The sequence below is a fragment of the Isoalcanivorax pacificus W11-5 genome (assembly GCF_000299335.2).
Taxonomy (GTDB): domain Bacteria; phylum Pseudomonadota; class Gammaproteobacteria; order Pseudomonadales; family Alcanivoracaceae; genus Isoalcanivorax; species Isoalcanivorax pacificus.
Map to the genome: position 1 here is coordinate 3,267,456 of NZ_CP004387.1, position 26,436 is coordinate 3,293,891.

General features: G+C 64.7%; 23 protein-coding genes. 4 read left to right on the forward strand and 19 right to left on the reverse strand.

Annotated features, from left to right (window positions below):
- Positions 1-5 precede the first annotated feature (5 nt).
- Positions 6-311 carry a helix-turn-helix domain-containing protein gene (locus tag S7S_RS14595; RefSeq protein ID WP_008733838.1) on the reverse strand — a complete coding sequence of 102 codons (306 nt, stop codon included), beginning with the start codon at positions 309-311 and terminating at the stop codon, positions 6-8.
- Positions 312-405: 94 nt separating this feature from the next.
- Between S7S_RS14595 and S7S_RS14600 the strand changes: the two genes are divergently transcribed.
- Positions 406-1,032, forward strand: a complete 627-nt coding sequence (locus S7S_RS14600; protein WP_008733833.1) for a substrate-binding domain-containing protein — start codon at positions 406-408, stop codon at positions 1,030-1,032.
- Positions 1,033-1,055: 23 nt separating this feature from the next.
- Here S7S_RS14600 and S7S_RS14605 read toward each other — a convergent pair whose 3' ends face one another.
- Both S7S_RS14605 and trpE read right to left on the reverse strand, forming a co-directional pair.
- Positions 1,056-2,324, reverse strand: a complete 1,269-nt coding sequence (locus S7S_RS14605) for a tyrosine-type recombinase/integrase (protein ID WP_008733832.1) — start codon at positions 2,322-2,324, stop codon at positions 1,056-1,058.
- A gap of 185 nt (positions 2,325-2,509) precedes the next feature.
- Positions 2,510-4,018, reverse strand: coding sequence for an anthranilate synthase component I (gene trpE, locus S7S_RS14610; protein WP_008733831.1), 1,509 nt, complete (start codon positions 4,016-4,018; stop codon positions 2,510-2,512).
- A gap of 350 nt (positions 4,019-4,368) precedes the next feature.
- Between trpE and S7S_RS14615 the strand changes: the two genes are divergently transcribed.
- The gene (locus S7S_RS14615) at positions 4,369-5,013 is read left to right on the forward strand and encodes an OmpW/AlkL family protein (protein WP_008733829.1); all 645 of its coding nucleotides are present in this window, start codon (positions 4,369-4,371) and stop codon (positions 5,011-5,013) included.
- 50 nt (positions 5,014-5,063) lie between these two features.
- Here S7S_RS14615 and S7S_RS14620 read toward each other — a convergent pair whose 3' ends face one another.
- Together S7S_RS14620 and S7S_RS14625 are read right to left on the reverse strand one after the other, a co-directional pair.
- Positions 5,064-8,075, reverse strand: coding sequence for an efflux RND transporter permease subunit (locus S7S_RS14620; RefSeq protein ID WP_008733828.1), 3,012 nt, complete (start codon positions 8,073-8,075; stop codon positions 5,064-5,066).
- A complete protein-coding gene (locus S7S_RS14625) occupies positions 8,072-9,202 on the reverse strand; it encodes an efflux RND transporter periplasmic adaptor subunit (RefSeq protein ID WP_008733826.1) in 1,131 nt (376 codons plus the stop codon). The genes S7S_RS14620 and S7S_RS14625 overlap by 4 nt, the downstream gene beginning before the upstream one ends.
- Positions 9,203-9,474: 272 nt before the next feature.
- Here S7S_RS14625 and S7S_RS14630 point away from each other — a divergent pair, with 272 nt between their 5' ends.
- Positions 9,475-10,125 carry a TetR/AcrR family transcriptional regulator gene (locus tag S7S_RS14630; RefSeq protein ID WP_008733824.1) on the forward strand — a complete coding sequence of 217 codons (651 nt, stop codon included), beginning with the start codon at positions 9,475-9,477 and terminating at the stop codon, positions 10,123-10,125.
- Between the two features lie 38 nt (positions 10,126-10,163).
- Positions 10,164-10,742, forward strand: coding sequence for a pyridoxamine 5'-phosphate oxidase family protein (locus S7S_RS18930; protein ID WP_008733821.1), 579 nt, complete (start codon positions 10,164-10,166; stop codon positions 10,740-10,742).
- Between the two features lie 55 nt (positions 10,743-10,797).
- Here the strand turns inward: S7S_RS18930 and S7S_RS14640 are convergent, their stop codons facing one another.
- The 14 genes from S7S_RS14640 to motA all read right to left on the reverse strand — a co-directional run bounded on the left by S7S_RS14640 (position 10,798) and on the right by motA (position 26,395).
- Complete coding sequence (locus tag S7S_RS14640) at positions 10,798-11,496, reverse strand: RNA polymerase sigma factor FliA (RefSeq protein WP_008733820.1); 699 nt, start codon at positions 11,494-11,496, stop codon at positions 10,798-10,800.
- Between the two features lie 140 nt (positions 11,497-11,636).
- Positions 11,637-12,044, reverse strand: coding sequence for a flagellar protein FlhE (locus S7S_RS14645; protein ID WP_008733818.1), 408 nt, complete (start codon positions 12,042-12,044; stop codon positions 11,637-11,639).
- Entirely contained in the window at positions 12,041-14,119 is a 2,079-nt protein-coding gene (gene flhA, locus S7S_RS14650) for a flagellar biosynthesis protein FlhA (protein WP_008733815.1), read from the reverse strand. The genes S7S_RS14645 and flhA overlap by 4 nt, the downstream gene beginning before the upstream one ends.
- Entirely contained in the window at positions 14,116-15,246 is a 1,131-nt protein-coding gene (gene flhB, locus S7S_RS14655; protein WP_008733810.1) for a flagellar biosynthesis protein FlhB, read from the reverse strand. Before flhB ends, flhA begins: the two co-directional genes overlap by 4 nt.
- 138 nt (positions 15,247-15,384) lie before the next feature.
- Complete coding sequence (cheZ, locus tag S7S_RS14660; RefSeq protein ID WP_008733809.1) at positions 15,385-16,077, reverse strand: protein phosphatase CheZ; 693 nt, start codon at positions 16,075-16,077, stop codon at positions 15,385-15,387.
- Positions 16,078-16,105: 28 nt separating this feature from the next.
- Complete coding sequence (cheY, locus tag S7S_RS14665) at positions 16,106-16,495, reverse strand: chemotaxis response regulator CheY (RefSeq protein WP_008733807.1); 390 nt, start codon at positions 16,493-16,495, stop codon at positions 16,106-16,108.
- 59 nt (positions 16,496-16,554) lie between these two features.
- A complete protein-coding gene (locus tag S7S_RS20135; protein WP_035203116.1) occupies positions 16,555-18,297 on the reverse strand; it encodes a methyl-accepting chemotaxis protein in 1,743 nt (580 codons plus the stop codon).
- On the reverse strand, positions 18,278-19,411 hold the full coding sequence (locus tag S7S_RS14675; protein WP_008733802.1) for a protein-glutamate methylesterase/protein-glutamine glutaminase: 1,134 nt from the start codon (positions 19,409-19,411) through the stop codon (positions 18,278-18,280). Before S7S_RS14675 ends, S7S_RS20135 begins: the two co-directional genes overlap by 20 nt.
- 75 nt (positions 19,412-19,486) lie before the next feature.
- Complete coding sequence (locus S7S_RS14680; RefSeq protein ID WP_008733800.1) at positions 19,487-20,341, reverse strand: CheR family methyltransferase; 855 nt, start codon at positions 20,339-20,341, stop codon at positions 19,487-19,489.
- Positions 20,338-21,999 (reverse strand): methyl-accepting chemotaxis protein, encoded by a 1,662-nt coding sequence (locus S7S_RS14685; RefSeq protein WP_008733798.1) that lies wholly within the window; start codon positions 21,997-21,999, stop codon positions 20,338-20,340. The genes S7S_RS14680 and S7S_RS14685 overlap by 4 nt, the downstream gene beginning before the upstream one ends.
- 52 nt (positions 22,000-22,051) lie before the next feature.
- Positions 22,052-22,549 (reverse strand): chemotaxis protein CheW, encoded by a 498-nt coding sequence (locus S7S_RS14690; protein ID WP_008733796.1) that lies wholly within the window; start codon positions 22,547-22,549, stop codon positions 22,052-22,054.
- Positions 22,546-24,627, reverse strand: a complete 2,082-nt coding sequence (gene cheA, locus S7S_RS14695) for a chemotaxis protein CheA (RefSeq protein ID WP_008733793.1) — start codon at positions 24,625-24,627, stop codon at positions 22,546-22,548. The genes S7S_RS14690 and cheA overlap by 4 nt, the downstream gene beginning before the upstream one ends.
- Positions 24,628-24,629: 2 nt before the next feature.
- Positions 24,630-25,523: a flagellar motor protein MotB gene (gene motB, locus S7S_RS14700; protein WP_008733791.1), complete on the reverse strand. Its 894-nt coding sequence runs from the start codon at positions 25,521-25,523 to the stop codon at positions 24,630-24,632.
- A complete protein-coding gene (gene motA / locus S7S_RS14705; RefSeq protein ID WP_008733790.1) occupies positions 25,520-26,395 on the reverse strand; it encodes a flagellar motor stator protein MotA in 876 nt (291 codons plus the stop codon). The genes motB and motA overlap by 4 nt, the downstream gene beginning before the upstream one ends.
- Positions 26,396-26,436: the final 41 nt, after the last annotated feature.

Below are 26,436 nucleotides of genomic sequence, written 5' to 3' on the forward strand. Positions count from 1 at the left end.
CGCCCTCAGTTGCCGCGCTTGGGTGGGTCGAGTTCGGCCAGCTTGGTTTCCATCGCAGCCATCAGGTGGGCAGAGCTGCATTTCAGGGCGCGGGCGATCTTGAGGATCAGGGGAAGCGTGGGTACGTGCTCGCCCCGTTCGATCTTGCCCATGTGCGACCGCTCGATCCCGGCCAGGTGGGCCAGCGTTTCCTGTGCGATCCCCTGGTTCGTTCTTTCCTCCCGCACCACCGCCCCAAACGCGATCGCTGGTTCCGCTTCGTATGTAGTTGTCCCGGCTGGTCGGCCGCGTTGAATCGATCGCTTTTGCATTGCCAAAAGCGTCGATCAGCGCCACGATATAAACCACGTTAAACTTAACTCATTCGATTAAGTTTCCATGCTTTAGCGCCTTCGGAAGTTGCACGTGAGATCGATCGACGTCTCCACTGAAATCCGTCTGGCAGTCCTCGGCGATTGGGTTCCTCCCCAACTCGCCGACGTGCTCGCCATACAGCGCGCCGAAGAACCGGAAACCATGGCCGTTCTGATCGGTACAGCGGCCACCGGACAACAACAGGAACGACCTGACAATGGCTTCGACTTCGCGTTGTCCACCACCCATCGGGAGTGGCCGGGCTGGGTTTGCGAACCGCTGTGGCACGACACCCTGGCCGTCGCTGTGGCAAAGCGATCCCACTTGCTGGCCTACCGCGAAGTACCCTGCCAGGAAGCGCTCAAACAGCCGCTGATCTATGCGCAATCAACCGCCGAAGCATCGTGGCGCACGGTCGCACAGAGCGCGTTCGAGAACGAACTGTGGAACCGCGAAGAAGCCGTCAGTACGTTCGAGGTCGCCATGACAATGGTCGCAGCGGGGTACGGAATTGCTGTGGCCCCATCCAAGAGGCTTGCCGGGTATCAATGCCAGGGCATCGCTCTGCGGCCGTTGGCGAGCGCACCGATGATCGTGACCGCCTACCTGATTCGACCCGATGCTTCCCTGACAGCGCCTCAAGAGGGCTTTCTTCGACGCGCCCGCTCAATGTCCTGAGCAGCCTCCGCCCGGCACTCACCTCACTCCCGCTCGATGACCCGCAGCAAGGCCCTGCGCCGCTTCGACAGCGGCCCGAAGGTTTCCATGACCTCGCTCATCGAATCGCCACGGGCCAGCGCATCGAGGATGTCCGCCCAATCCTGCATGATGATCTTCCGCGATGAGATGTACTTGGTGTGGTCGTAGGGTGCGCGCGACGAATCTTTCTTCCGCTTCGAGTGGGCCAGTTGCAGATCGACTCGGTTCTCGGGATAGCTCAACAGACCAAGCAGCGTAGTGGCAGTTGAGCGGAAGCCGTGCGAGGAAAACCGTCCGCCATAACCCATGCGCTCCAACACCTTGTTGAGCGTTGTGGCTGAGATCGTCTCCCCTGGCTTCCGATAGCTGGGAAACAGAACCTTGCCACCACCCGTCAGCGTGTGCAGCTCCTTCAAGAGCGCAATCGCCTGTTTCGAGAGTGGCACGATGTGAGGATCGCGCATCTTCATGCGCCCCGCAGGAACCGTCCACAACGCACTGTCCAGATCGAACTCGGACCAGTGCGCCTTGCGCAGTTCGGCCGTGCGGACGTAGGTCAAAGCCATCAACCGCAACGCAATAACGGTGGCCCGATAGCCCGCATCGTCCACACCGTTCAAGAAGGCGGGAATCTCCTGCCACGTCAGCGGTGGATGATGCCGAACTCTCGGGCGCTTGACCGATCGCTTCAGCAAGGCGGATGGGTCGTTGTCACAGAGCCCTTCACCCGACGCATATCCGAAGATCTGACCGAACCACTGCCGGATCAAGATCGCAACGGTTGGGGCGCCGCGCTCAACCACACGTTGAATGATGGGACGCAGGTGAGAAGCCCTGATGGCACCGAACGGCAGCTTGCCAATCTCGGGAAACACGTCCTTTTCGAGAACGGTCTTGACTTGATCCGCGTACCCTTCGCCCCACTGCACATTGCTCGCCATCCATCTGCGGGCGACCTCTTCAAACGTGTACTCGTTCTGCTCGACCTGATTGGCGATCTTTACCCGCTTCTCCAGGATCGGATCACGACCTTCGCGGACCAGCGCACGCGCCCAATCGCGTTCCTTGCGCGCAGCCTCCAAGGACACCTTGGGGAAGGGACCGATCGAGTAGTTGTGGGGAGTCTTCCCAAGGCGGTATCGATACCACCAGAGCTTGCTTCCATTGACCTGGACGCGCACGTACAGGCTACCGCCGTCCCTGAGCAGATAGGCACGGGGGCCAGGTTGCGCCGCTTCGATCTTGCGTACTGTAAGAAGGTTGAGTGCCATGTGTATAACGCCCTCCCGTCGAGTCGTTATACACACCATTATACACTTTTGCAGTGGATCGGTCTAGCAGGGAGCAGACAGCAGCAGACGATCAACAGTTCATAATCAACAACTTACGTTTACACCTTGGAAGTCAATGGCCTTCAGTAGACGCTAATCGTAGTTATCGATCATCAGCACCCGCATCATTGGGCACCTCCTTGCTGTGCACCACGGGCAGGCAGGGTGAGTCCACGCAGGGCCATGTTGACGGCAGTGAACACCGCCCGGCCCTTGTTCATGGTTTCCTTCCACTCCAGCCGTGGCACGGAATCCGCCACCACGCCGGCGCCCACCTGGATATACAGCCGGCCATCACGGATCACCGCCGTGCGGATCGCAATGGCGGTGTCCATTTCGCCGTTGAAGCCGATATAGCCCACCGCGCCACCGTAGACGCCGCGCTTGACCGGCTCCAGTTCATCGATGATTTCCATCGCGCGGATTTTCGGCGCGCCGCTGAGCGTGCCGGCCGGGAAGGTGGCGCGCAGCACATCCAGCGGGCCGAAACCGTCTTTCAACCGGCCTTCGACGTTGGAAACGATATGCATGACGTGGGAATAACGCTCTACCACCATCTTGTCGGTCAGGCGCACCGAGCCGGCCTCGGCAATGCGGCCGATGTCATTACGGCCCAGGTCGATCAGCATCAGGTGCTCGGCAATTTCTTTCGGGTCCGCCAGCAGTTCCTCTTCCAGCGCCCGGTCCTCAGCGTCGGTCCGGCCACGCTTGCGGGTGCCGGCCAGGGGGCGGACGGTCACCGCGCCGTGCTCGATGCGGGTGAGAATTTCCGGCGACGACCCGGCGATGTGAAAATCATCCAGGTCGAGATAGAACATGTACGGCGACGGGTTCAGATAGCGCAGCGCCCGGTACAGATCCAGCGCCGGCGCAGCGAACGGCACCGACATGCGTTGCGACGGCACCACCTGCATCACGTCGCCGGCCAGAATGTATTCGCGGATCCGCTCGACCCCGGCCTCGAAATCCTGCTGCGGGGTATCGGAGGCAAAATCCGTCTCGTTGATGGCGTCGCCATAGGGGCGATCTTCCGGTGCCGGCAGCGGCGCGCGCAGTTTCGCCTGCAATGCATCCAGCCGTGCATTGGCAGCGGGCAATGCGCCAGCGGCGGCAGGATCAACCAGCACCACCAGGAACAGGCTGCCGCGCAGGTTATCGAACACCACCACTTCTTCGCTGCGCATCAGCAGGATATCCGGGTTGCCGAGCGTATCGCGGCCCTTCGGCTGGCCCAGGCGCGGTTCGAAATAACGCACGCTGTCGTAGCCGAAATAACCCACCAGGCCGCCGTTGAAACGCGGCAGGCCCTCGATCTCCGGGGCGCGATAGCGCAGCCGGTAGGCTTCGATCCAGGCAATCGGGTCGCTGACCGTCTCGCTGTGCTCACCGGCCTCGCCGGTCACGCGGATCTCGTTGCCGTAGACGCGAATCACTTCGCGTGCCGGCAGCCCGATGATTGAATACCGGCCCCAGCGCTCGCCACCCTGCACGGACTCGAACAGGAAGCTGTAGGGCGCGGCGGCCAGCTTGCGGTAGGCAGAAAGCGGGGTGTCCAGGTCGGCGAGGACTTCGCGGACCACGGGGACGCGGTTGAAGCCCGCGCGGGCGAATTGCTCAAGATGTTCCGGTGACATGATCTGTCCTTGTTCAGCGATAGCGATGCAATACGGGGTGAAAACACAACCGGGGTCGCCCTGTGTGCAGGGCACGGCCGAGCTTCACCATCGCCAGCAGGCGGGCGCGAACAAGCGGGCAGACTGTTGTGTCGTGTGGTCCCGGTACACCGAAGGTTCCTTTGATCCGTGGCAATGACGCGGATAACTGAGGCTGGATTGTAGCGGGCATTGCCGCCCGCGGCGAGCCTTGGCGGTGCTTGATCTGCATCAATGGCGGCAGCCGCCCGGCTTGATCCAGGTCAGTCCGCCCCCGCCGGCCAGCCGGGATACTGGTGCCATCAACGATCCCGAGACGCTGGAGCCGCATCATGACCCTGGAATTCCCCCGCTACCGCACTGCACTGGCCGGCTGCCTGCTGGCTGCCAGCCCGTTCCTGGCCCAGAGCGCCGCCGCCCACCAGGCCGGCGACTGGCTGCTGAAGTTCGGCGTGACCCAGGTGAAACCGGATTCCGACAATGGCAGCGTGCTGGGCGGCACCGTCGATCTGGACGCCAGCGACAACGTCGAGCCCAGCATCAGCCTGACCTGGATGGCCACCCGCCATGTCGGCATCGAGCTGCTCGGCGCCCTGCCCTTCGAGCACGACATCCGGAGCCATGCGCTGGGCGGCAAGATCGCCACCACCAAACAGCTTCCGCCGACGTTGAGCCTGCAGTGGCACTTCCTGCCCACGGCCACCGTGCAGCCCTATGTAGGCGTGGGCGTGAACTACACCCGCTTCTTCGACACCGACACAAAGGGGGCACTCAGCGGCAGCCGATTGGTGCTGGAGGATTCCTTTGGGCTGGCCGGTCAGGTGGGAGTGCATGTGCCCTTCAATGAGGGCTGGTTCATCAATGCCGACGTGCGTTACGCCGACATTGATACCGAGGTGAACCTGAACAGCACCCGTATCGGCACCGCCAATATTGATCCGTGGGTGACCACGGTGGGGTTTGGCCTGGCCTTCTGAGCCGGGCAACGGACATCGCTGTGGCGGCGATGTCCGTTTTCTTTGCGATCTCAGGCCGTGCGTTGCTCGTGACGGAACATCACCAGACACAACGCCGGCACCACCAGCAACGTCAGCACCGTCGAGGCCATCAACCCGGAAATGATCGCCCAGGCCATCGGTGGCCACAGCGTCGACTGGGTAAACGCCAGCGGCAGCAGGCCGGCCACGGTAGTGGCGGTGGTCAGCAGAATCGGCCGGGTGCGGCGCGCCACGGCGTAGAAGACCGCATCCTGCGCACTGTCACCGGCGGCCAGACGCTGGTCGACCACATCGATCAGCACGATGGCGTTGTTGACCACGATCCCCACCAGCGCCACCACCCCCAGCATCGACATAAAGCCGAATGGCGAACCGGACAGCGCCAGCCCCGGAATGATGCCCACCGCGGCCATCGGCACGGTCAGCAGCACCAGCCCCACGCGACGGAAAGAATTGAACTGCCACAGCAGGAAGAACAGCAGCAACAGCACACCGATCGGCGCCGAGCTGGCCAGCGCCCGGTTGGCATCGCCGCTGCCTTCGCTGTCGCCCCCGTATTCCAGCCGCACGCCTTCCGGCAGCGGCCGCTCGGCCAGTTGCGCGCGCAGGTTATCGAGCACCTGGCTGAAGCTGTACCCGTCGGACAGATTGGCCACCACGTTATAGACGCGCACCCCGTCCCGGTGGGAAATGCCCGCCGGCTCCCAGTCGGCATAAATGCGTGCCACCTGCATCAGGGGCACCGGGTCGCCCTGCTGCGGATAGATATTCACCGACAGCAGCCGTGACAGCGGCAGCGCGGTGCCTTCCACGGAACGCACCACCATCGGCATCGGGTCGCGCTCCTGGCGATACTGCTCGGCGGTGAGGCCGTAGCTCTGGCCGAACAGTGTGCGGGCCACCTCGGCACGGGTCAGGCCGAAGCGCTGCGCGACCGCGTCGTCCACGTCCACGCGCAACGCCGGCACGCCGAAATCAATGTTGTGGCGCACGTCCACCGCACCGGGAATACCACGCAGCATGGCAAAAATTTCCTCGGCCGCGCGCATGCGCTGGGTGTCATCCGCGTGATAGATGCGCACTTCCACCGGCGCCTCGCGCGGTGGCCCCTGGCCGAGCTGGCTGGCCGCCAGGTTCACTTCCGGCATACGGTCGCGCACATACTCGCGGATATCGCGGATCACATGGCGCGTCGCCGCCAGGTCCACGGCATTGACCACCAGCCGGGCGCGGTTCGGCGCCTGCGGCGTGCGCACCAGGTTGTAATAGAACGTCGGGCCGCTGTGGCCAACGAAACGGTGCACCACCTGCACGTCACTGCGCTGGCGTACCACCCGTTCCAGTTCCTCGGCCACACCGGCGGTATAGGCCTGGTCGGTGCCTTCCGGCAAGTGCAGGTCCAGGATCACCTTGGGCCGGTCGGCGTTGGGGAAGAACTGCAGGTTCATGGCCGGCACCAGCGCAAAGCTGACCAGCACCATCGCCGCGCTGATGGCCAGCACCAGCCGTGGCCGGCCGGTGCTCAGGTGAGCCAGCCGGTCGCCCAGGGTCAGCACCCAGCGCGTCCGTTCGGAGGATTCCCGGCGCAGGAAGCGCGCCGCCAGCAACGGCGCCACGCTGATCGCCAGCAGATAGCTGACCGACAGCGTCAGCATGATCATCACCGGAATGCCCCGGGTAAAATCCGCCGTGCCGCCCTTGGACAGCAGCATCGGCGTAAAGGCCGCCAGCGTGGTGGCGGTCGAGGCGCCGAGCGGCCCGGCCAGTTCACGGATCGCCCCGCCGGCCGCTTCCAGCCGGGTGGCGCCGTCGCTCAGGCGGGTCTGCACGTTTTCCACCATGACGATGGCGTTGTCGATCAGAATACCCAGCGAGATGACCATGGCGATCACCGCGATCTGGTGCAGGATGCCGCCGCCAAGGTTGTACAGCCCCAGGCTGATCAGCGCCACCGCCGGCAGGATCGACGCCACCAGGATGCCCATGCGCAACCCCATGCCGACAAACACCACCACAACGATGATCAGCACGCTCATCAGCAGGCTGCCTTCCAGCTCGGTCAGGCGCTCGCCAACCTTGTCAGGCTGGAAGAACATTTCATGGATCGCCAGCGGCGCAAACTGCGGCGAGACCTCCGCCAGCCGCGCCCGCAATTCCTCGCCAAAACGCAGCGCATCCACCTGGCCGCGCTGGGCATAAAGGCTCAGCAGCACCACACGTTCGCCGTCGTACCAGGTTTCCGCCTGCAGCGGCTCTCGCGGCCCGCGCCAGACCTCGGCAATGGCAGCCAGCGGCACGGTGCTGCCATCGGCCAGCGGCACTTGCGTCATGCGCAGTTCATCGATGTTCAGGAATTCGCTGTTGGCCAGCACCGACAGCCGCTTGCCCCCGGCGACGACAAAGCCGCCAGGCACCACCTGGTTACGCTGCGCGATCAGGTTGCCAAGCTGCTGCGGCGTCAGGCCGATACGATGCAGCTCTGCGTCGTCCACAGCGATGGTGATCTGCTCGTCAGCCTGGCCTTCTATTTCAATGCGGGACAGGAACGGAATATCCAGCAGCCGGTCTTTCAGGCGCTCTGCCTGGCGCGACAGTTCCGCCACCGAGGCCGAGCCACCGAGCGCCAGCACCACCGCCGGGGTGTCGATGATGCGGTCATCCAGCACCATCTGGCCGACGCCATCGGGGAATTGCAGGCGCGCCCGCTCCATCGCCTGGCGCACCCGGTCCCAGGCCGCCGTGGTGTCGTAGATCTTGTCGAGCTGCATGATGCGCACCACGGCAAAGCCTTCGCGCGCGTTGCTGTTGATGTGGTTGATCTCCTCCACCTGCAACAGCTCTTCTTCCAGCGGGCGCAACACCAGCCTCTCCACCGCCTCGGCGGTGGCGCCGGGGTATTGCACCGTAAGCAGTCCGGCGCGGTGCGGGAAGCTCGGGTCTTCCTGGCGCGCCATATTGAAATAGGCCGCCAGCCCCACCAGCGACATCATCACCACCACCAGACCGAGCAGACGCTGGCGGCGCAGCAGGAAATCAATCACTGCGAGCTCTCCAGCTGATCCATCGTGCCCACCTGATCACTCGCGGCCACCTGCCCAATCACGGTCACCCGGTCACCGGATACCAGCCGTGTCAGGCCGGCATACACCACCTGATCGTCAGCGGACAGCGCCTCGCCACTGACCAGCACCTGCTCGCCGGCCAGTTGCAGCACTGTCACCGGCACACGCTCGGCAATGTTGTCACGCACGCGGAACACCGCCGGGCCTTCGGACGAACGGAACACCGCCAGCACCGGCAACGCCAGCGCCTCGCGGCGGCCGCGCGGCACGCCCACTTCTACCGACACCCCCGGTGCCAGCGACGGATCATCCAGCGACACCACCAGCGGATACAATTCACCGCGACGCGAGCCGCGACCGATTTCTGTCACCACACCGGTAAGCGGTTCACTGCCACGTTCCATCACCCGCCACACCGTCAGCCTGTCGCCCGGCTTCAGGCTTGTGCGCAGGATTTCCGGGATACGCACTTCCACTTCCAGGCCCAGCGCCGAGGACAGCCGCAGCACCGGTTGCCCGGCGGCCACAAATTCACCCGGCTCCGCCAGCACCGCTTCCACCGTGCCCGCGAACGGCGCACGCAGTTCACTCTCGCGTAGCAGCTGATCCGCCTCGGCCAGTGCCGCCTGGGCGGTGGCCCGCCCTGCCTCCAGCGCATCGCGCCGGGCCAGCAACTGCTCCAGGTCCTGTTCCGACAGCACGCCGCGCTCACGCAGCGTCACCGCGCGCTGGTATTCCTGCTCGGCCTGGCGCAGCTGGGCATCGGTTTCGCGAATGCGGGCACGGGCAGAATCCCGTGCCGGGATCAATTGCGGATTACGCAAACGGGCCATCAGGTCACCGGCCACCACCGGCTGGCCGATCTCCGCCGGCCGCTCGTGCAGGGTGCCGCTGACCTGAAAGGTGAGCTCGGCACGCTGCCGCGCCCGGACCACCCCGGCAAACCGCAACGGCGCCAGGTCCTCACCCGCCAGCACTGGCGCCGTGCGCACCGTTACCGGACGCACCTCGACCTGCGCCTCGCGGCCACTGCAGGCCACCATGATGGCCACTACTGCCGCCACCGGGACCAGCCAGCCCCAGTGCCTTGCCTGAATCCTGCGCATACTTCCAACCCCCTGCGGGGCGCCCCTGAGAGAGCGCGTACTGTTATGAACCGTGATCGATCAGCGGAACCTGAAACAAGCCGGCCGGAGGTCATGGCCAGGCGAAACAGTGGCACCTCCGGCACTTCCGTGACATATTGTCATTTATTGACATTTTGTCAATGAGCTATCAAAACGCTAGCATGCCCGCTTTACTGGTGCACTTTCACCCCGGGGCAGGCTGCGTTATACGCAAACCTGAACACAAGTACTACTACCTGCGAGATCACAAGATGAGCGTGCGGGCACGCCGGGAACAGGAAAAACAGGAGCGTCGCGACAGCATCCTTGATGCCGCCGAACGGGTGTTCTTCGACAAGGGCATCGAGCGCTCGACCATGGACGACATCGCCCGCGAGGCGCAGCTCAGCCGTGGCCTGCTGTATGTCTACTTCCGCGACAAAGTGGCGATGCTCGAAGCGATCATGTTGCGTGCCGCAGAAAACCTGCGTTGCCGCTTCCGCGAACTGGCCGCCAGCGGGCTCACCGGCGGCGAGCAGATCAACGCCATGGGCCGCGCCTACTATGCCTTCTCGCTGGAACAGCCGGACTATTTCGATCTGCTCACCCGCGCCGCCAGCGAATGGCCCAGCCTCACCCACGGCAATGACGACACCCCGCTGGAAGTCTGCTCGGGCGAAATCATGGATATCATGACCGCCACCATCCAGCGCGGGCTGGCCGACGGCAGCCTCGATCCGCAGCGCATCAACGACCCGGAACAGACCGCCATGTACCTGCGCGGCGCCCTGCACGGCGTGATCATGCTCACCCGCCAGCCGCCGAACCCGAGCCTGCCCAGCGGACAATCGCCGGCCGATCTGGTGCGCTACACGCTGGACATGCTCGGTGCCTCATTGCGACGAATACCCGCCAACGGCTAGGCTGGCAACACACCTCTCTGGCCCGCATGGAGCATCCGATGCCGTCCACACCCGACTGGCCAGCGCTGCTCAGCGATGCGCTGGCGCACAATCCGCACCACAGCGCCCGTTATATCCAGCTGGCTACCCTCAGTGACAGCGGCGACGTCACCTGCCGCACACTGGTCTGCCGGCGCTGGCTGCCGGACACCGGCACCCTGGTCGCCACCACCGACCTGCGCAGCCACAAAGTGCGCGGCCTGCGCCGCCATGAACAGGCCGAGGCCTGCTGGTACCTGCCGGCCCGCAGCGAACAGTTTCGCCTGCGCGGGACCGTGACCCTGACCGGTGCCGAGCAGGGATCATCATTGCGCGAAGAGATATGGGAGGCGTTGCCGGACACCGGCAAAGTGCTGTTCACCGGCCCGGCGCCCGGCACACCGCTGCCGCCCGGTTACCACGGGCCCGACAGCACACCGCCGGCACACTTGCCGGACTGTTTTGCATTACTGACGCTGCAACCGGTGCGGGTGGACTACCTGAACCTGAGCACATCGCCGCATCAGCGCTGGCTGTTTGAATATCACCGTGGCGATGCGATGCGGCGGCAGTGGCATGCGCGGGGACTGGTACCGTGATGGTGTGTGGACGTGCAGCATTGCAGGGGCTGGCGGGATGCACTGCCCCACCCGCCTACTCCGACAGCCGCGCCCGCAACCGGCTCACTGCCTGACCGTGCAACTGGCACACGCGCGATTCCGTCACGCCCAGCACCGCCCCGATTTCCTTCAGGTTGAGCTCTTCCTGGTAATACAACGCGATCAGCAGTTTTTCCCGCTCCGGCAGGGCGTCGATGGCGCGTTTCAGGCGCTGCCGCTGTTCGTCATCCTGTAGTGCATTGAACGGCGACGGCGGGCCATCGCTGCCGGCTTCCGGCTCTCCCCATTCGGCCACGATGTCCTCGAACGGCAGCAGCTGGCCGTTGTTGGTGTCGTTGAGCAATTGCCGGTAATCCGCCAGCGACATGCCCATGGCGCTGGCGATTTCCCGCTCCTGCGGTGCACGTCCCAGGCGTTGTTCCAGCGCGTGGATGCACTGGTCCAGTTGCCGCGCGTTGCGTCGCACACTGCGTGGCAGCCAGTCGCGGCTGCGCAGTTCGTCGATCATGGCGCCACGAATGCGCTGGCTGGCAAACGTGGCGAAACTGGCGCCCGCCTGGGGATCAAAACGCCGCAACGCGTCCAGCAGGCCGACCATGCCGGCCTGGATCAGGTCATCCAGTTCAATGCTCGCCGGCAGTTTCACCTGCAGCGCCAGTGCCTGTCGTCTCACTGCCGGGAAATGCTGCTCAAGCAGCAGGTCCTGGTCTATCTTGCCCTGTGCCGTATACATCCTCGTTCCTCAGCGGCATGCGCCCCGGCGCCACGGTGTGCGGCCACCACGGGGCAGCGTGTTACCCCGGGGAATGTCCCCCCTTTTATTGTTGTCGCGGCCATGCGGGCCGCGATGCCGTTCCGCCGCCGCAGCCTGCGTCAGCGAAAATTCACGATCAGTTGCAGCGCCTGCACCGGTTCGGCACGGGCGGTGCCCCGCGGCACTTCAAAGCGAAAGAAGAACGGCCCGCTGGCAGCGGCGCCGGCAAACGCGCGCGTATGACCACGTGGCCCGTCGAGCGCCACGCAGCGCTCGGCCTGCGCACCATGGCAGACCCAGCCACGCACCCTGGGCGCGGCGTCGTAGCGCCAGCGCACGCTGACAATCTCGCCGCCGCGCACCAGCGCGATATTGCGCGGCCGCAACGCCGCGCTGTGATAACCGCGCCCGCCCACCGCCACCGTGAGCGCCGGGGCACTCGCCACCCAGCTGCCCGGCGGCAGCGTGCCGGCCGCCGGCGCGAGGGCGACACTCCACAGCAACGCACCGCACAGCAGGTGCCTCACGCCGCCATCCCGGCAAGCTGTGTCACACGCAGCACACGGTCATCGGGAATTTCGTGCTGCGACATCACCACCAGATGACGCAGCCGCCGGCGCAGGAAATGCGCCAGCAGCGGTCGCAGTTCGTGCTGCACCACCAGGACCGGCGGTTCGCCGGCGGCTTCCTGGCGCGACAACGCTGCGCCCACCTGTTCCAGCAAGGTGTCTGCCAGCCCCGGTTCCAGCGCGCCGTTGCCGTGCAGCGCCTGGCTGAGCACCTGTTCCAGGCCGGCATCCAGCCCGATCACATGCAGCGCCTCGCGGCCCGGGAACCATTGATGCGTGATCGCCCGGCCGAGCGCCACGCGCACCTGCGCCACCAGCGTTTCCAGCTCCGGGGTGCCGGCCTGGGCGGCCAGCGTGTCGAGAATGCTGCGCATGTCGCGGATCGGCACATCCTCGTCGAGCAGTTGCTGCAGCAACCGTTGCAGTAACGGCAACGACAGGGCTTTCGGCACCACATCCTCGACCAGTGCCTTGTTCTGTTCGCCGAGCTTGTCCAGCAACTGCTGCACTTCCTGGCGGCCGAGCATGTCGCTGGCGTAGCGGTGCAGCAGATGATTGAGATGGGTCGCCACCACGGTGCTGGCATCGACCACCGTGTAGCCGTACACCTGCGCCTGTTCGCGCAGTGCCGCCTCGATCCACACCGCCGGCAGGCCGAAGGCCGGGTCCTGCGTGGGCGTGCCCGGCACTTCGCCGGCAAGCTGGCCGGGATCAATCGCCAGCCATTTGCCCGGGTAGGCATCGCCGCGCCCGATTTCCGCGCCCTTGAGCGTGATCACATAACTGTTCGGGCCGAGTTCCAGGTTGTCGCGGATATGCACCACCGGCGGCAGGAAGCCGACTTCCTGCGCGAATTTCTTGCGCACACTCTTGATACGCCCGAGCAGTTCACCGTGCTGGCGATAGTCCACCAGCGGGATCAGCCGGTGGCCCACTTCCAGGCCCAGCGTGTCCACCAGTTGCACGTCGTCCCAGCTGGCTTCCGGTGCTTCCTGTGTGGCCGGCTCCGGTGCCGTCATCTGCCCGGCGATCTGTGCTTCCAGTGCACGCCGTGACAACCACCAGGCCAGCGCGCCCAGCACCGCCGTGAAAAACAGGAACACCAGATTCGGCATGCCCGGCACCATGCCGAGCAGGCCCATGACGCCGGCGGCCAGCGCCAGCACGCGCGGATTGACCAGCAACTGGTCGATCATCTGCTGGCCAACGTCCTGGTCGGTATTCACCCGCGACACCGTGACGCCGGCGGCGGTGGAAATCACCAGCGCCGGAATCTGCGCCACCAGACCATCGCCGATGGTGAGGATCACATAGGTCCGGCCGGCGTCACCGAACGACATATCGTGTTGCAGCATGCCGATCAGCAGGCCGCCAATAATGTTCACCACCATGATCACCAGCCCGGCCACGGCATCGCCGCGCACAAACTTGCTGGCACCGTCCATCGAGCCGTAGAAATCCGCTTCGCGGGCCACGTTGGCGCGCCGTGTGCGGGCGTCTTCCTCACCGATCAGGCCGGCATTGAGGTCGGCATCGATCGCCATCTGTTTGCCGGGCATGGCGTCGAGCATGAAACGCGCGCCCACTTCGGCGATGCGGCCGGCGCCCTTGGTGATCACCATGAAGTTGATCACCACCAGAATCAGAAACACCGCCAGGCCGACGGCGAAATTGCCACCCACCAGGAAATGCCCGAACGCCTCGATCACCTTGCCGGCCGCATCGCCGCCCTGGTGGCCTTCCATCAGCACCACGCGGGTCGAGGCCACGTTCAGCGACAGGCGCAGCAGGGTCGTGAACAGCAATACGGTAGGAAATGATGCGAATTCCAGCGTGTCGCGGGTGAACATCGCCACCAGCAGCACCATCACCGCGAGCGCGATGTTGAAGGTGAAAAACAGATCCAGTGCCAGCGGTGGCAATGGCAGGATCATCATGCTCAGGACCAGCAGAATGAGCACCGGTCCGGCGAGCAGTTTCGCACGGCCATCGGCGAACCACTGGCCGGCGGTGGCGACACCCAGCCCCTTCATGCGCCGGCTCCCTGCGGATCGAGTTCCACCGGCACCGGCAGCTGCGCTGGCCGCGCCGGCTGTTCACCACGCCGCAGCCGCATGGCCCAGACCAGCACTTCCGCCACGGCGGTGTACAGCGCGCCGGGAATTTCCTGCTCCAGATCCACGTGCCGGTACAGGGCGCGCGCCAGCGGCGGCGCCTCCAGCAACGGCACACCGTGCTCGCTGCCCAGCTCCCGGATACGGGCGGCAATGGCGTCCGCACCTTTGGCGACCACGCGCGGCGCGCCCATGCGCTGTTCTTCGTAACGCAGCGCCACGGCATAGTGGGTCGGGTTGGTGACGATCACATCCGCCTCGGGGATGCGGCTCATCATGCGGTTGCGCGCCATCGCCTGCTGTTGCGAGCGGATACGTGCCTTGACGTGCGGATCGCCTTCGGATTCCTTGTGCTCGCGACGGATTTCCTCGCGGCTCATGCGCAGTTTTTTCGCGTGGCTCCAGAGCTGGTAGGGCACATCAATCAGCACCACCACCACCAGCGTCAGCACCATCAGTGCGCAGGCCGTCGCCGCCAGCCGCAGGGCACTGGCCAGTGCCTGTTGCACCGGCTGGTCCATCAGCGCCATGAATTCGCCACGGTGTGTCATCAGGAACCACACCGCCACGCCCCCGACCAGCGCGGACTTGGCAATTGCCTTGCCCAGTTCGGCCAGCGACTGCGAGGAAAAAAGCCGTTTCAGGCCTTTCAGGGGATTGAGTTTTGATGCCTGCGGCGCGAGCGCCTTGGCGGAAATCATCCAGCCACCGAGCAGCATCGGCGCCACCAGCGCCAGCACCGCCATCAGCAGCAGGAACGGCAGCAGCGACCACAGTGTCAACTCGCCCAGCTCACCAGCCCGCACCAGCATCACGCGCGGTTCCAGCGCCTGCGGGCGTCCGAACAGGAAGGCCTGTTCCATCACCCGGCCAAGCTGGCCATACAACACGCCACTCATGGCCCACAGGCCGCCCACCCCGCCGGCGAGCAACAGAAACGTGGTCAGTTCACGCGAACGCACCACCTGGCCTTCCTCACGCGCCTTGTCCAGGCGTCGCGGGGTGGCCTGTTCGGTCTTTTCCTGATCGCTGGTTTCGTCAGACATGGCAACCCGGTCGTGGCACACAATGGCATGGGACCATTGTGGTGCAGCGCGCCGGGGGCCAATTGCCGGATAAGGCGGCTCGGAAAGGGGCTTATTGCCGCTTTAAACGAAGGCGCCTCAAATTCAGAAGCCGAGGATTCAGAAGCCGAGTTCGTCGAGCAGATCATCCACCTGGTCCTGGCTGCTGACGATGTCGTCGCCGCCAGGCTGGATGGCCGGACCGTTCTTCAGTGAGTCCTGGTTGCGCGACGCATCGGAGGCCCACTGCTGGCGCAGGCGGCGCTGCATGTCTTCGCGTTCCTCGCCCTCGGGTATGGCTTCCAGCAGCACCTGCATGAGCTGGTGCTCCACTTCCTGGATCACCTCCATCATTTTCTGGATCACCTGCCCGGTCAGATCCTGAAAATCCTGCGCCATCATGATCTCCAGCAGTTCCTGGCTGGTGGCGCGGGTGGAGGCCGGCACGGCACCGAGAAAGGCGCGCGTCTGCTGCACCAGCTCTCTGGCATCATCCAGCGCGTCCGGTGCCGCAAACCACTCGGCCCAGCGCACTTCCAATGCAGCGGCGGTGGTTTCCATCTCGTCCTGCAGCGGCCGGGCCCGGTCGATGGCATTGAGCGAACGCTCAGCGGCCTGGCGGGTCATCGAGGCAACATAGTCCAGCCGCGCGCGCGCATCAGGAATCGCCGCCGCTGCTTTTTCCACTTCCTTGTTCAGGCCCAGCTCACGCATGCTCTGCCGCAACATGCGGGTAAGCGCGCCGATACGCTGCATCAGTTCATCGGAACCGCCCTGTTCCGCTGCGGTCATGGAATGCGCTTCACCACTCATAACGGTCTCTCCTGCCGGCACCGATGGCCTACTTGCCCAACTTCTGGAAAATCTTGTTGAGCTTTTCTTCCAGCGTCACCGCCGTGAAGGGTTTGACGATATAACCATTGGCGCCGGCCTGGGCGGCGGCAATGATGTTTTCCTTCTTCGCCTCGGCAGTGATCATCAGCACCGGCAGGTCTTTCAGCGCGGCATCGGCGCGCATCTGCTTGAGCATCTCCAGGCCATCCAGGTTCGGCATGTTCCAGTCCGACAACACGAACTCGAAGCTGCCGCTGCGCAGCCGGCTCAACGCTTCCTGGCCGTCTTCAGCTTCATCGACATTATTGAAACCCAGCTCTTTCAGCAGGCTGCGTACAATGCGGCGCATGGTGGGGAAATCGTCCACCACCAGAATGCTCATGTCCTTGTCTATCATCGCGGTCTCTCAATCACTGTGCGCAGGGCGCGCGGTTGCCGGTGGCGCAACAGGCGCCATCAGAATTCTTCCCAGTCGTCTTCGGTGGTGACCGGTTCACGGCGTGAGGTGCGCCGGCCGGCAGGCGGCGCCGGCGCCACACTGTCATCGTAGGCCGGCGTCTCCAGTGTCAGCAGTGGCGGTGCCGGCTCATCGTCCTGCCCGCTCTCGACAGCATTCAGCGCCGGCCTGTATTGCTCCTCGCCCTGGCGCAGCCGGAACACCGACACCGCCTGTTCAAGATGCCGTGCCTGTTCCTCCAGCGACGCGGCGGCGGCCATGGCCTGCTGCACCAGCGCTGCGTTCTGCTGGGTGACTTCGTCCATCTGGCTGACCGCCTGACTGACCTGCTCGATGCCACCGCTCTGCTCGCGGGAAGCAGAGGAAATTTCGTCCATGATGTCGGTGACGCGCTTCACCGCCGCCACCACCTCGTCCATGGTCTTGCCGGCCTGTTGCACCAGCACCGAGCCCTGATCCACCTGCACGACCGACTGTTCGATCAGTTGCTTGATCTCGCGCGCCGCGTCCGCACTGCTGCCGGCCAGGTTGCGCACTTCACCGGCCACCACAGCAAAGCCACGGCCCTGCTCGCCGGCCCGCGCGGCTTCCACCGACGCGTTCAGCGCCAGGATGTTGGTCTGGAACGCAATCGAATCGATCATGCGCGTGATCTCGGCCACCTTTTTCGAGGACTCGGAAATCCCGGACATGGTGCTGATCACTTTCTGCATCGCCTCGCCGCCACGCACGGCGGTGCCGGAGGCTTCGCTGGCCAGGTTGCTGGCCTGGCTGGCGTTTTCCGCGTTCTGCCGTACGGTGGCGGTCAACTGCTCCATGCTGGCAGCGGTTTCTTCCAGCGAGGCCGCCTGTTCTTCCGTGCGCGAGGACAGGTCCGCATTGCCCTTGGCGATTTCCGCCGCGCCGGTGAACACCGCGCCGCTGCCGGTGCGCACGTCGTAGACGATGCCGGACAGGCTGTCCTGCAACTTGCGCATGGCGGCAAACAGCGTGCCGATCTCGTTGCGCCCGGGCACGCGGATATCCTGGGACATGTCGGCATCGGCCAGCCGGTTGAGATGCTCCACCGCATCCCCCAATGGCAGGATCACCACTTTGCGCAGCATCAGGTAGATCAGCACCAGCACCAGAGCAGTCACCACCAGCACGGCGATACCGATGCGCTGGAACAGCGCCATCTGCTGGTCAAAGCGAGCCAGCTCCATGTCCACCACCTGGGAGGCGTGGTCGACAAAGCGCTGATTGCTGTCTTCCAGAATCTCGTCCATGGCGGCCATGCTGATACCCAGTTCAAAGAAGCCGTAGAGGTCTTCCTTTTCCAGTGATGCACGCCGCTCCAGCAGCAGCGTCACCAGTTCGCTGTAATTCATCGCCAGGTCATCAGCGAGCGCCTTGCCTTCCGCTTCTTTCGGCACCGCGAGGAAGGTTTCGAAATGCGCGCGCGACTGACCGACCAGCCCTTCCACCCGGCGCAGCAGATCGTGCGCCTGGCTGTTCATCTCGCGCTCAAGGTAACTGGCCGCCATGTCCATGCTCAGCCGCGCCCGCGCCAGCAGCAGTTGGGCGCGGTTGATCTCGTTGAGCTGTTGCACGTTGACGCTGTCCAGCACGTCCATCGATTGCTCGGTGGAGGCGTTGTTCACCGATCTCAGTACCGCCAGTGCGCCGATCAGCAGCGCGCAGCAGATCAACACTCCGGCCATGGCGGTGCGTATGTTCAGGTTACGCAGTAAAGTCATCATGCGGGTTTCCCTGGTTCCGGTTATGCGTTGGCCTGTCAGCAGGCCCCGTTACAGCATGCGCTCGCGTGCCGCGTGTGGTGCGTGTCGCCAGTGCCAGCAGGCGTTCGGCGACGTCTCCCAGCGCCACCACTTCGCTGGCAGCGCCGAGTGCGATGGCCTCGCGCGGCATGCCGAACACCAGCGATGTCTGCTGATCCTGTGCCAGCGTGCTGGCCCCGGTCTCGCGCAGCGCCAGCAAGCCGCGCGCACCGTCCTTGCCCATGCCGGTGAGCAGCACGCCGATGGTGTTGTCCCGCGACAATCGCGCAGCGGATTCAAACAGCACGTCCACCGACGGGCGATGCCGGTTCACCGGTGGGCCGTCATCCAGCTGCACCACGTAGTGGGTGCCACTGCGCCCGAGTGTCATGTGCGCATCGCCCGGCGCAATATAGGCATGGCCCGGCAGCACCCGTTCACCATGCTCGCCCTCCTTCACCCGGATGCGGCACAGCCCATCCAGCCGTTGCGCGAACGAGCGCGTAAAGCCACCGGGCATGTGTTGCGCAATCAGGATGCCGGGCGCATTCGCCGGCAGCGGCTGCAACACTTCGCGAATCGCCTCGGTGCCGCCGGTGGAAGCGCCAAGCACCACCAGTTTTTCACTCGACACCGCCAGCGCCGCCAGCGCGCCGGGGGCCTGTTTCGCCGGTTCGATGCGGCGCGGCTGCGCGCGCGCTGCCATGCGGATCTTGGCGGCAATCAGTGCGCTGTACTCGAACATGCCGTCGCGTACACCGAGTGTCGGCTTTTCAATGAAATCCAGCGCGCCCAGCTCCAGCGCCTTGAGCGTCACGTCGGAACCGGCGCTGGTCAGCGACGACAGCATCAGTACCGGCATCGGCCGCAGCCGCATCAGGCGTTCGAGAAAATCCAGCCCGCCCATGCGCGGCATTTCCACATCCAGCGTCAGCACATCCGGGTTGTGTCGCTTGATCAGGTCACGCGCCACCAGCGGGTCCGGCGCCACGGCCACCACTTCCATGTCCGGATGACTGTTGATGATCTGGCTCAGCAGGTCGCGGATCAGCGCTGAATCATCCACGCACAGCACCCGGATTCTGTTGCCGCTCAAGACGCTCTCCCGTTATGCCGCAGCACACGCCTGCGATCCCTGTTGACAGGTTTATCGGCCATCGTCACGCCTGCTTTAGCTCAGGGTGTAAACGGTCTGCCCGCGCAGCCGGAAGCGCGTGCTGATCTGGGAAAAATTCTCCGAATGGCCAGCAAACAACAGCCCGTCCGGTTTCAGGCAGGCGGCCAGCCGGTCCAGCACGCGAGCCTGGGTGGTGCGGTCGAAATAGATCATCACGTTGCGACAGAAGATGGCATCAAACGGCTCGATGTCCTGCCACGCCGGCGCCACCAGATTCAGTTCGCCGAAGCGTACCCGCGCCGTCAGTTCCGGCCTGACCCTGACAAAGCCGCTGTGCTGCCCGGCGCCCTTGAGGAAGAACCGCTTCAGCCGGCCCTTGTCCATGTCGCGCAGCAATTCCTGCGGATAGATGCCTGCCCGCGCGCGGCGCAGGGCCTCGGTGTCGATATCGGTGCCCACGACTTCGATGTCCGCCTGCGGCCCGAGGGTTTCCAGCAGCGTGATGGCGATCGACCAGACTTCCTCGCCGGTGCTCGCCGCCGCGCTCCAGACCCGCACCGGACCACGTCGCCCGGTGACGTGCTGCGCCAGCAGCGGGAAGTGATACGCCTCGCGAAAAAACGACGTCAGGTTGGTGGTCAGTGCATTGGTGAACGCAGTCCATTCGGTGGCATTGCCGTGCAGCTCCAGCCGCGTCAGGTAGTCGCTGAAACGGGTCAGCCCCAGGCTGCGCACGCGCCGCCCAAGCCGGCTGTAGACCATGTCGCGCTTGTGCGGCGCCAGCACGATGCCGGCGCGCTGATAGATCAGCTGGCTGACGCGGGTAAAGTCCGCGTCGGTCAGCAGCAGATCGCGTTCCAGCAGGCCGGCAAAGGCACCTGTCGATGCATCCGGCGGGGCGTTGCTCAAGAGGCTTTCTCCGCCGTCGCGTTGATCACTGTCAGCGTGGGGGTGCGTCGTGCCGGGGGCGGCGCCGGTTCACTCTCCAGCCGGAACACCCCCATGGCGCCGCCGAGAATACCGACGCGTTCCTGCAGGGCGCTGGCTGCCCGGGCCGAGGCGCCGACCCGTTCGGCGTTCTGCCGTGTCACTTCATCCATCTGTGTAATGGCGCGGTTGACCTGGCTGATGCCGGTGCTCTGTTCCTCCGACGCGGCGCTGATCTCGCCGATGATGTCGTTCACCCGTGTGACCGAACTGACCACCCCTTCCATGGTGCCCTCGGCACGGCGCACCAGTTGTGCACCGGCATCGATTTCCTCCCCGGAGCGGGCGATCAGCTCGCGGATCTCCCGCGCGGCTTCCGCCGAGCGCCCGGCGAGGCTGCGCACTTCCCCGGCCACCACGGCAAAGCCGCGCCCCTGTTCGCCGGCGCGGGCGGCCTCCACCGACGCATTCAGCGCCAGGATGTTGGTCTGGAAAGCGATGTTGTCGATGGCATCGATGATCACCGACATTTTTTCCGAACTGGTGGTGATGCGGCCCATGGTGTCCACCACCTGCCCCATCACCTCACGACTGCCAGCCACCGTGGTCGCCGCCTCGGACGCCAGCAAACTGGCCTGGCGGGCATTGTCGGCGTTCTGCCGCACGGTGGTGGTGATCTGCTCCATACTGGCGGCGGTCTGTTGCAGCGACGCCGCCTGCTGCTCGGAACGCGACGACAGGTCTTCGTTGCCCTCGGCAATACTGCGCGCCGCCGGCGCCACCACATCCAGCCCTTCGTTCACATCACCGACGATGCTGGCCAGGCTGCGACGCATGACGTCCAGTGCCCGGCGCAAGCGGTTGTTGCCGTGATGTGCCTCACCGGCCAGGCGGGCGCCGAGGTTGCCGGCGGCGATCTGCAGCGTGAATTGCACCGCGTCGCTGACCGGCCGCAACAGTTGCCGGGTCAGCCGCACGCACAGGCCGATCATCAGCAGCAGGCCCACTACCATGACCGCGCCGTGCGCCACCAGCAGCGGGCGGCTCAGTGCCTCGCCCGATTGCCACAGGCCGTACAGGCCAATGCCGGTGGATACACCGAGCAGCGTGCAGGACACCAGCGCGAGCCCCGCCAGACGCACTTCCAGCGCGCGCCGGTTAAAGCGGCGCAGCATGCCGGTGAGCCCGCGCTGGCGCACTTCACCACGATGCAGCACCAGATGCCGGCCGCGGCCTTCGCGCAGCAGTGCGTAGTCGCGTTCGGCGTCGCGGATTTCCGCCGCCGAGGCTTTCAGCCGCACGGAGACATAGCCGGTGGTACGGCCGCCTTCGACCACCGGCGTGACGTGCGAGCGCACCCAGTAATGATCGCCATTCCTGCGCCGGTTGCGGATCACGCCCATCCAGGTATGCCCGGCGGCAATGGTCGACCAGAGGTTGCCGAACGCCTGCACCGGCATGTCCGGATGGCGGACAATATTGTGCGGGGCACCGAGCAGTTCTTCCCGGCTGAAACCACTGACTTCCACGAACGCCGGATTGGCGTAGGTGATACGGCCTTTCAGGTCGGTCCGGGAAATCAGGAAATGGTCATCGCGCAAAGGGTATTCGCGACCGCTGACCGGCTGATTGTTGCGCATGCTGTCTCTCTCCTTTAACGGGATGATTCTGGCACCCCGTCAACACACCAGGTTATTCGCTGACTTCATCCACCAGGGCCATTTCTTCACTGGTCAGCACCTTCTCGATATCCACCAGCACCAGCATGCGGTCTTTCAGATTGCCGAGGCCGTTGATGTAATCCAGCGGCAGGTTGACGCCGAACTCCGGCGCCGGCTTGATCTGCTCCGGTGTCAGCGTCATCACATCAGAGACGCGGTCGACCACCGCCCCCATCACGCGCGCGCCGATGTTCACCACGATGACCACGGTCTGGCTGTCGTACTCGGCGCTGGCCAGGCGAAACTTGATGCGCAGGTCGATGATCGGCACGATCACGCCGCGCAGGTTGGCCACGCCCTTGATGAACGGCGGCGCATTGGCGATGCGGGTGACGTTTTCGTAGCCGCGGATCTCCTGCACTTTCAGGATGTCGATGGCGTACTCTTCCCCGCCGAGGGAAAACACCAGGTACTCGCGGCTGCCCGCCTCGCCGGCGGTGCCGGCGTGGGCCAAGTTCAATGCATTCATGATGATTCCAGCTCCTCGACAGGCTCACGGGATGGTGGCGTCAGCGGCGTGGTTGGCGCGCGGCGTTCGCCCTTGCTCTGGTTAAGACGGTACAGGTCGGCGATATCCAGGATCAGCGCCACACGGCCGTCACCGAGAATGGTGGCGGCAGAAATGCCGGGCACTTTGCGATAGTTGGTTTCCAGGTTTTTCACCACCACCTGCTGCTGGCCGATCAGATCGTCCACCAGCAGCGCATAGCGGCGGCCTTCGCCGTGCACGATCACGGCAATGCATCCGGTCGCCTGGACCCGGGCGCCGGGTACGTCCATGACGTCGCGCAGCGCGACCACCGGCAGATAATCTTCACGCACTTTCAACAACAGATCGTCGCCGGCCATGCGGTAGAGCTGCTCGGCGCGCGGCTGCATTGATTCGGTGACCACACTGACCGGCAGGATGAAGGTTTCCTCTCCGACCCGGACCGACATGCCGTCCAGGATCGCCAGCGTCAGCGGCAGCACAATGCGGGTGGTGGTGCCCTGCCCCGGTTGTGACAGGATTTCCACGTGCCCACCCATGCCCTGGATATTGCGCTTTACCACATCCATGCCCACACCCCGGCCGGACACGTCACTGACCTGCTCGGCGGTGGAGAAGCCCGGCGCAAAAATCAGCTGCCAGACATCCGCATCGCTCATGGCGTCGGACACCGACAGGCCATTGTCACGGGCACGGGCGAGAATTTTTTCCCGGTTCAGGCCGCCGCCGTCATCGGCCACTTCGATCAGGATGTTGCCGCCCTGGTGGCGGGCGGACAGCGACAAGGTGCCCTGGCGCGGCTTGCCGGCCGCTTCACGCACGTCCGGCGACTCGATGCCATGGTCCAGGCTGTTGCGCACCAGATGCGTGAGCGGATCGACGATGCGTTCGGTGAGGCTTTTGTCCAGTTCGGTGGATTTGCCCTCGGTCACCAGAACCACATCCTTGTCCAGCTTGCCGGCCAGGTCACGCACCAGACGCGGGAAGCGGCTGAAGACATAATCCATCGGCACCATGCGCACCGACATCACTGATTCCTGCAAGGCCCGTGCGTTGCGCTGCAGCTGGTTCAGGCCATTCACCAGCGCGCCGTGCGCGAAGCCGTCCAGTTGCCCGGACACCTGATTGAGCATCGACTGGGTGATGATCAGTTCGCCGACCAGGTTGATGATCTGGTCCACCTTGGTTACCGGTACGCGAATCGAGGACGACTCGCTGTTCTGGGTGCCGGGTGCTGCAGCGCCTTGTGCGGTGTTTTGTACTGCACTTTGCGCAGGCCCCTCTGCGCGGTGCGGCGCCGGCGTCTGCACCGGGTCCGGCACAGGCGTCGCCTCCCGGGAGTCTGCCGGTGGCGCAGCCTCCTCTTCAGAGGGCGCCGCCGACAGCTCGATCTCCAGTTGCTCCGGCTCGACGATAAAGCACAGCACTGCCTCGATATCGGCGGGCGCCACACTGGTGGCCAGCGTCACGCTGTAGCGCACGTCATCGCCGTCGCTGGCGAGCACGTTGCCAAGCTGGCCCAGCTCTGCGACCAGCAGCGTGCGGTCTGCCTCCCCGACCCCCAGGAAGGTGATGCGCAGTGCGTCATGGACGGCGGCCGGCTCATCGGCCGCCACCGCTGCGGCGGCTACCGGTGCCGGCGGTGGTGGTGGCGCCTGGCCACCGTCATGCACTTCTTCCAGCGCCAGTTGCAGCAGCGTTTCGCAGATGCGTTGCAACGCCTCGGGATCCGGTTCATTGCCCTGCCGATAGGCGGCCATCTGATCGTTGAGCATGTCTTTGGTATCCAGAAATAAATCGACGATATCCCGCCGCAGTGTCAGCTCGCCGCGCCGCGCGTGATCGAGCAGGTTTTCCAGCAGGTGCGTGGTCTGCTGCAACGCCTGGAAGCCGAATGCACCGGCGCCCCCCTTGATGGAATGGGCGGCCCGGAAGATGGCATTGAGCAGTTCCGTATCCGGCGCTGTGACGTCCAGCGCCAGCAGGCAGGCTTCCATTTCGCGCAGCAGTTCTTCCGCCTCTTCGAAGAAACTGTCGTGAAATTCGCTGATATCCATCGTCACTCACTCCGTAACGGCGACGGCATGCCCGGCAGGTCTTGCAGGGTCGAGGTGTCATGCTGTGCCTGGATACGTTCTGCGGCCAGGTCGGACAGCACCAGCAACGCAATGCGCCGGTTCACTGCGTCGCCAGGATCAGTGCCCGGCACCGGGACGCGGTCGCCCATGCCGGTGACCCGCAGCAGGCGCGCTGAATCCAGCCCGCCGGCCACCAGTTCCCGGCGTGAGGCATTGGCCCGGTCGGCGGACAGTTCCCAGTTGCTGTAGCCGCTTTCACCGGCGGCGTAACGCAGGCTGTCGGTATGCCCGCTGAGGCTGATACGGTTCGGCAGTTCGTTGACCAGTGGCGCCAGGGTGCGCAACAGGTCGCGCATGTACGGCGCCACCTGATCACTGCCCAGCTCGAACATCGGCCGCTGGTCGGTATCCACCAGCTGTATCAGCAGGCCATCGGGAATCGTGTCAAAGCGCATCTGCCCGAGCAGTTCCCGCAGTGACGGGTCTGCGCTGACCACCCGTTCGATACGCGCCTGCAACTCGGAAAAACGGCGCTGCACATCCGCCGGGCGGGTTTGCTGGCGCAGGTCCACCCGCGCCTGCTCCCCTTTGACATGTGCCGGGTCGTCGCCACCGCCGGGGATGGCGCTGGTGCTGGCAGACGGCCGGTCACCGCCGGTCATCGCGACCGACAGGGGTGTGCGGAAATATTCCGCCAGCCCCTGCAACTGCTGAGGCGACGCGGTGGACAGAATCCACAGCACCAGGAACAGCGCCATCAGCGCGGTCATGAAGTCCGCCAGGGCGATCTTCCAGCTGCCGCCGTGATGCGCCGGTCGCGTGTAGCGCTTGCGGCGGATGATGATCGGACGATGCGGGCCGGCGTTGCTGCTCATGCTTCGGTGGTACCGCCAATACGGGTGGCGCGTACATGCTCTTCAAGTTCGGTAAAGGATGGCCGCTCGGCGCGGTGCAGTGCCTTGCGTCCGAATTCCACCGCCAGTTGCGGCGCATAGCCGTTCAGGCTGGCGAGCAGTGTGACGCGCACGCACTGCAGCATCTTCACCGCCTCGTTCACCTGCCGGTCGATACGGCTGGCCACCGGATTGACGAAGCCATAGGCCAGCAGGATGCCGAGAAACGTGCCGACCAGGGCGTGCGCGATCATGTAGCCCATTTCCTCGACGCCGGCATCGGCGGCCGACAGCGCCTTCACCACCCCGAGCACCGCCGCGACGATGCCGAACGCCGGCAGTGCATCGCCCACCTTGGCCAGTGCGTCGGAGGGAATATGCGCCTCGTGTTCAAACGCCTCGATCTCGTGCGTCATCAGTTCGTCGATTTCGATCGGGTCCATGCCGCCGCTGACCATCAGACGCAGGTAATCGGTAATGAAGCCCATGATCATCGGGTCAGACAGGATTTTCGGGTGCTCGGAAAACAGCAGGCTGTCCTGCGGCTGCTCAATATCACGCTCGATACCCAGCACGCCTTCGCGGCGCATTTTCGACAGCAGCTTGTACAGCAGCGCCATCAGTTCCATGTAGGTATCGCGGTCATAGCCGGTGGTGCGCTTGAGCGTGGACGCGGTACGCAATGTCGCCTTGATCGCCTTGCCGTTGTTGGCGGCGATAAATGCCCCGACCGCCGCACCGCAGATCATCAGTATTTCGGTCGGCTGGTACAGCGGGCCGAGGTGGCCGCCCGCCAGCGAAAATCCACCGAACACGGAAAGTGCGACGATGATGAAGCCCAGGGGTATCAGCACGAGCGGTATCCTTTACGGCAGCGTGGGTGTCGTTACCGTAT

Coding starts and splice junctions, on each gene's coding strand:
- S7S_RS14625 (WP_008733826.1), bottom strand. CDS start 9,202: ATGCGCAGGATTCAGGCAAGGCACTGGGGCTGGCTGGTCCCGGTGGCG.
- S7S_RS14685 (WP_008733798.1), bottom strand. CDS start 21,999: ATGCGCAACAATCAGCCGGTCAGCGGTCGCGAATACCCTTTGCGCGAT.
- S7S_RS14605 (WP_008733832.1), bottom strand. CDS start 2,324: ATGGCACTCAACCTTCTTACAGTACGCAAGATCGAAGCGGCGCAACCT.
- S7S_RS14630 (WP_008733824.1), top strand. CDS start 9,475: ATGAGCGTGCGGGCACGCCGGGAACAGGAAAAACAGGAGCGTCGCGAC.
- S7S_RS14615 (WP_008733829.1), top strand. CDS start 4,369: ATGACCCTGGAATTCCCCCGCTACCGCACTGCACTGGCCGGCTGCCTG.
- S7S_RS14690 (WP_008733796.1), bottom strand. CDS start 22,549: ATGAATGCATTGAACTTGGCCCACGCCGGCACCGCCGGCGAGGCGGGC.
- cheZ (WP_008733809.1), bottom strand. CDS start 16,077: ATGAGTGGTGAAGCGCATTCCATGACCGCAGCGGAACAGGGCGGTTCC.
- flhB (WP_008733810.1), bottom strand. CDS start 15,246: ATGTCTGACGAAACCAGCGATCAGGAAAAGACCGAACAGGCCACCCCG.
- trpE (WP_008733831.1), bottom strand. CDS start 4,018: ATGTCACCGGAACATCTTGAGCAATTCGCCCGCGCGGGCTTCAACCGC.
- cheY (WP_008733807.1), bottom strand. CDS start 16,495: ATGATAGACAAGGACATGAGCATTCTGGTGGTGGACGATTTCCCCACC.
- S7S_RS20135 (WP_035203116.1), bottom strand. CDS start 18,297: ATGATGACTTTACTGCGTAACCTGAACATACGCACCGCCATGGCCGGA.
- flhA (WP_008733815.1), bottom strand. CDS start 14,119: ATGAAGGGGCTGGGTGTCGCCACCGCCGGCCAGTGGTTCGCCGATGGC.
- S7S_RS14595 (WP_008733838.1), bottom strand. CDS start 311: ATGCAAAAGCGATCGATTCAACGCGGCCGACCAGCCGGGACAACTACA.
- motB (WP_008733791.1), bottom strand. CDS start 25,523: ATGAGCAGCAACGCCGGCCCGCATCGTCCGATCATCATCCGCCGCAAG.
- cheA (WP_008733793.1), bottom strand. CDS start 24,627: ATGGATATCAGCGAATTTCACGACAGTTTCTTCGAAGAGGCGGAAGAA.
- S7S_RS14640 (WP_008733820.1), bottom strand. CDS start 11,496: ATGTATACGGCACAGGGCAAGATAGACCAGGACCTGCTGCTTGAGCAG.
- S7S_RS18930 (WP_008733821.1), top strand. CDS start 10,164: ATGCCGTCCACACCCGACTGGCCAGCGCTGCTCAGCGATGCGCTGGCG.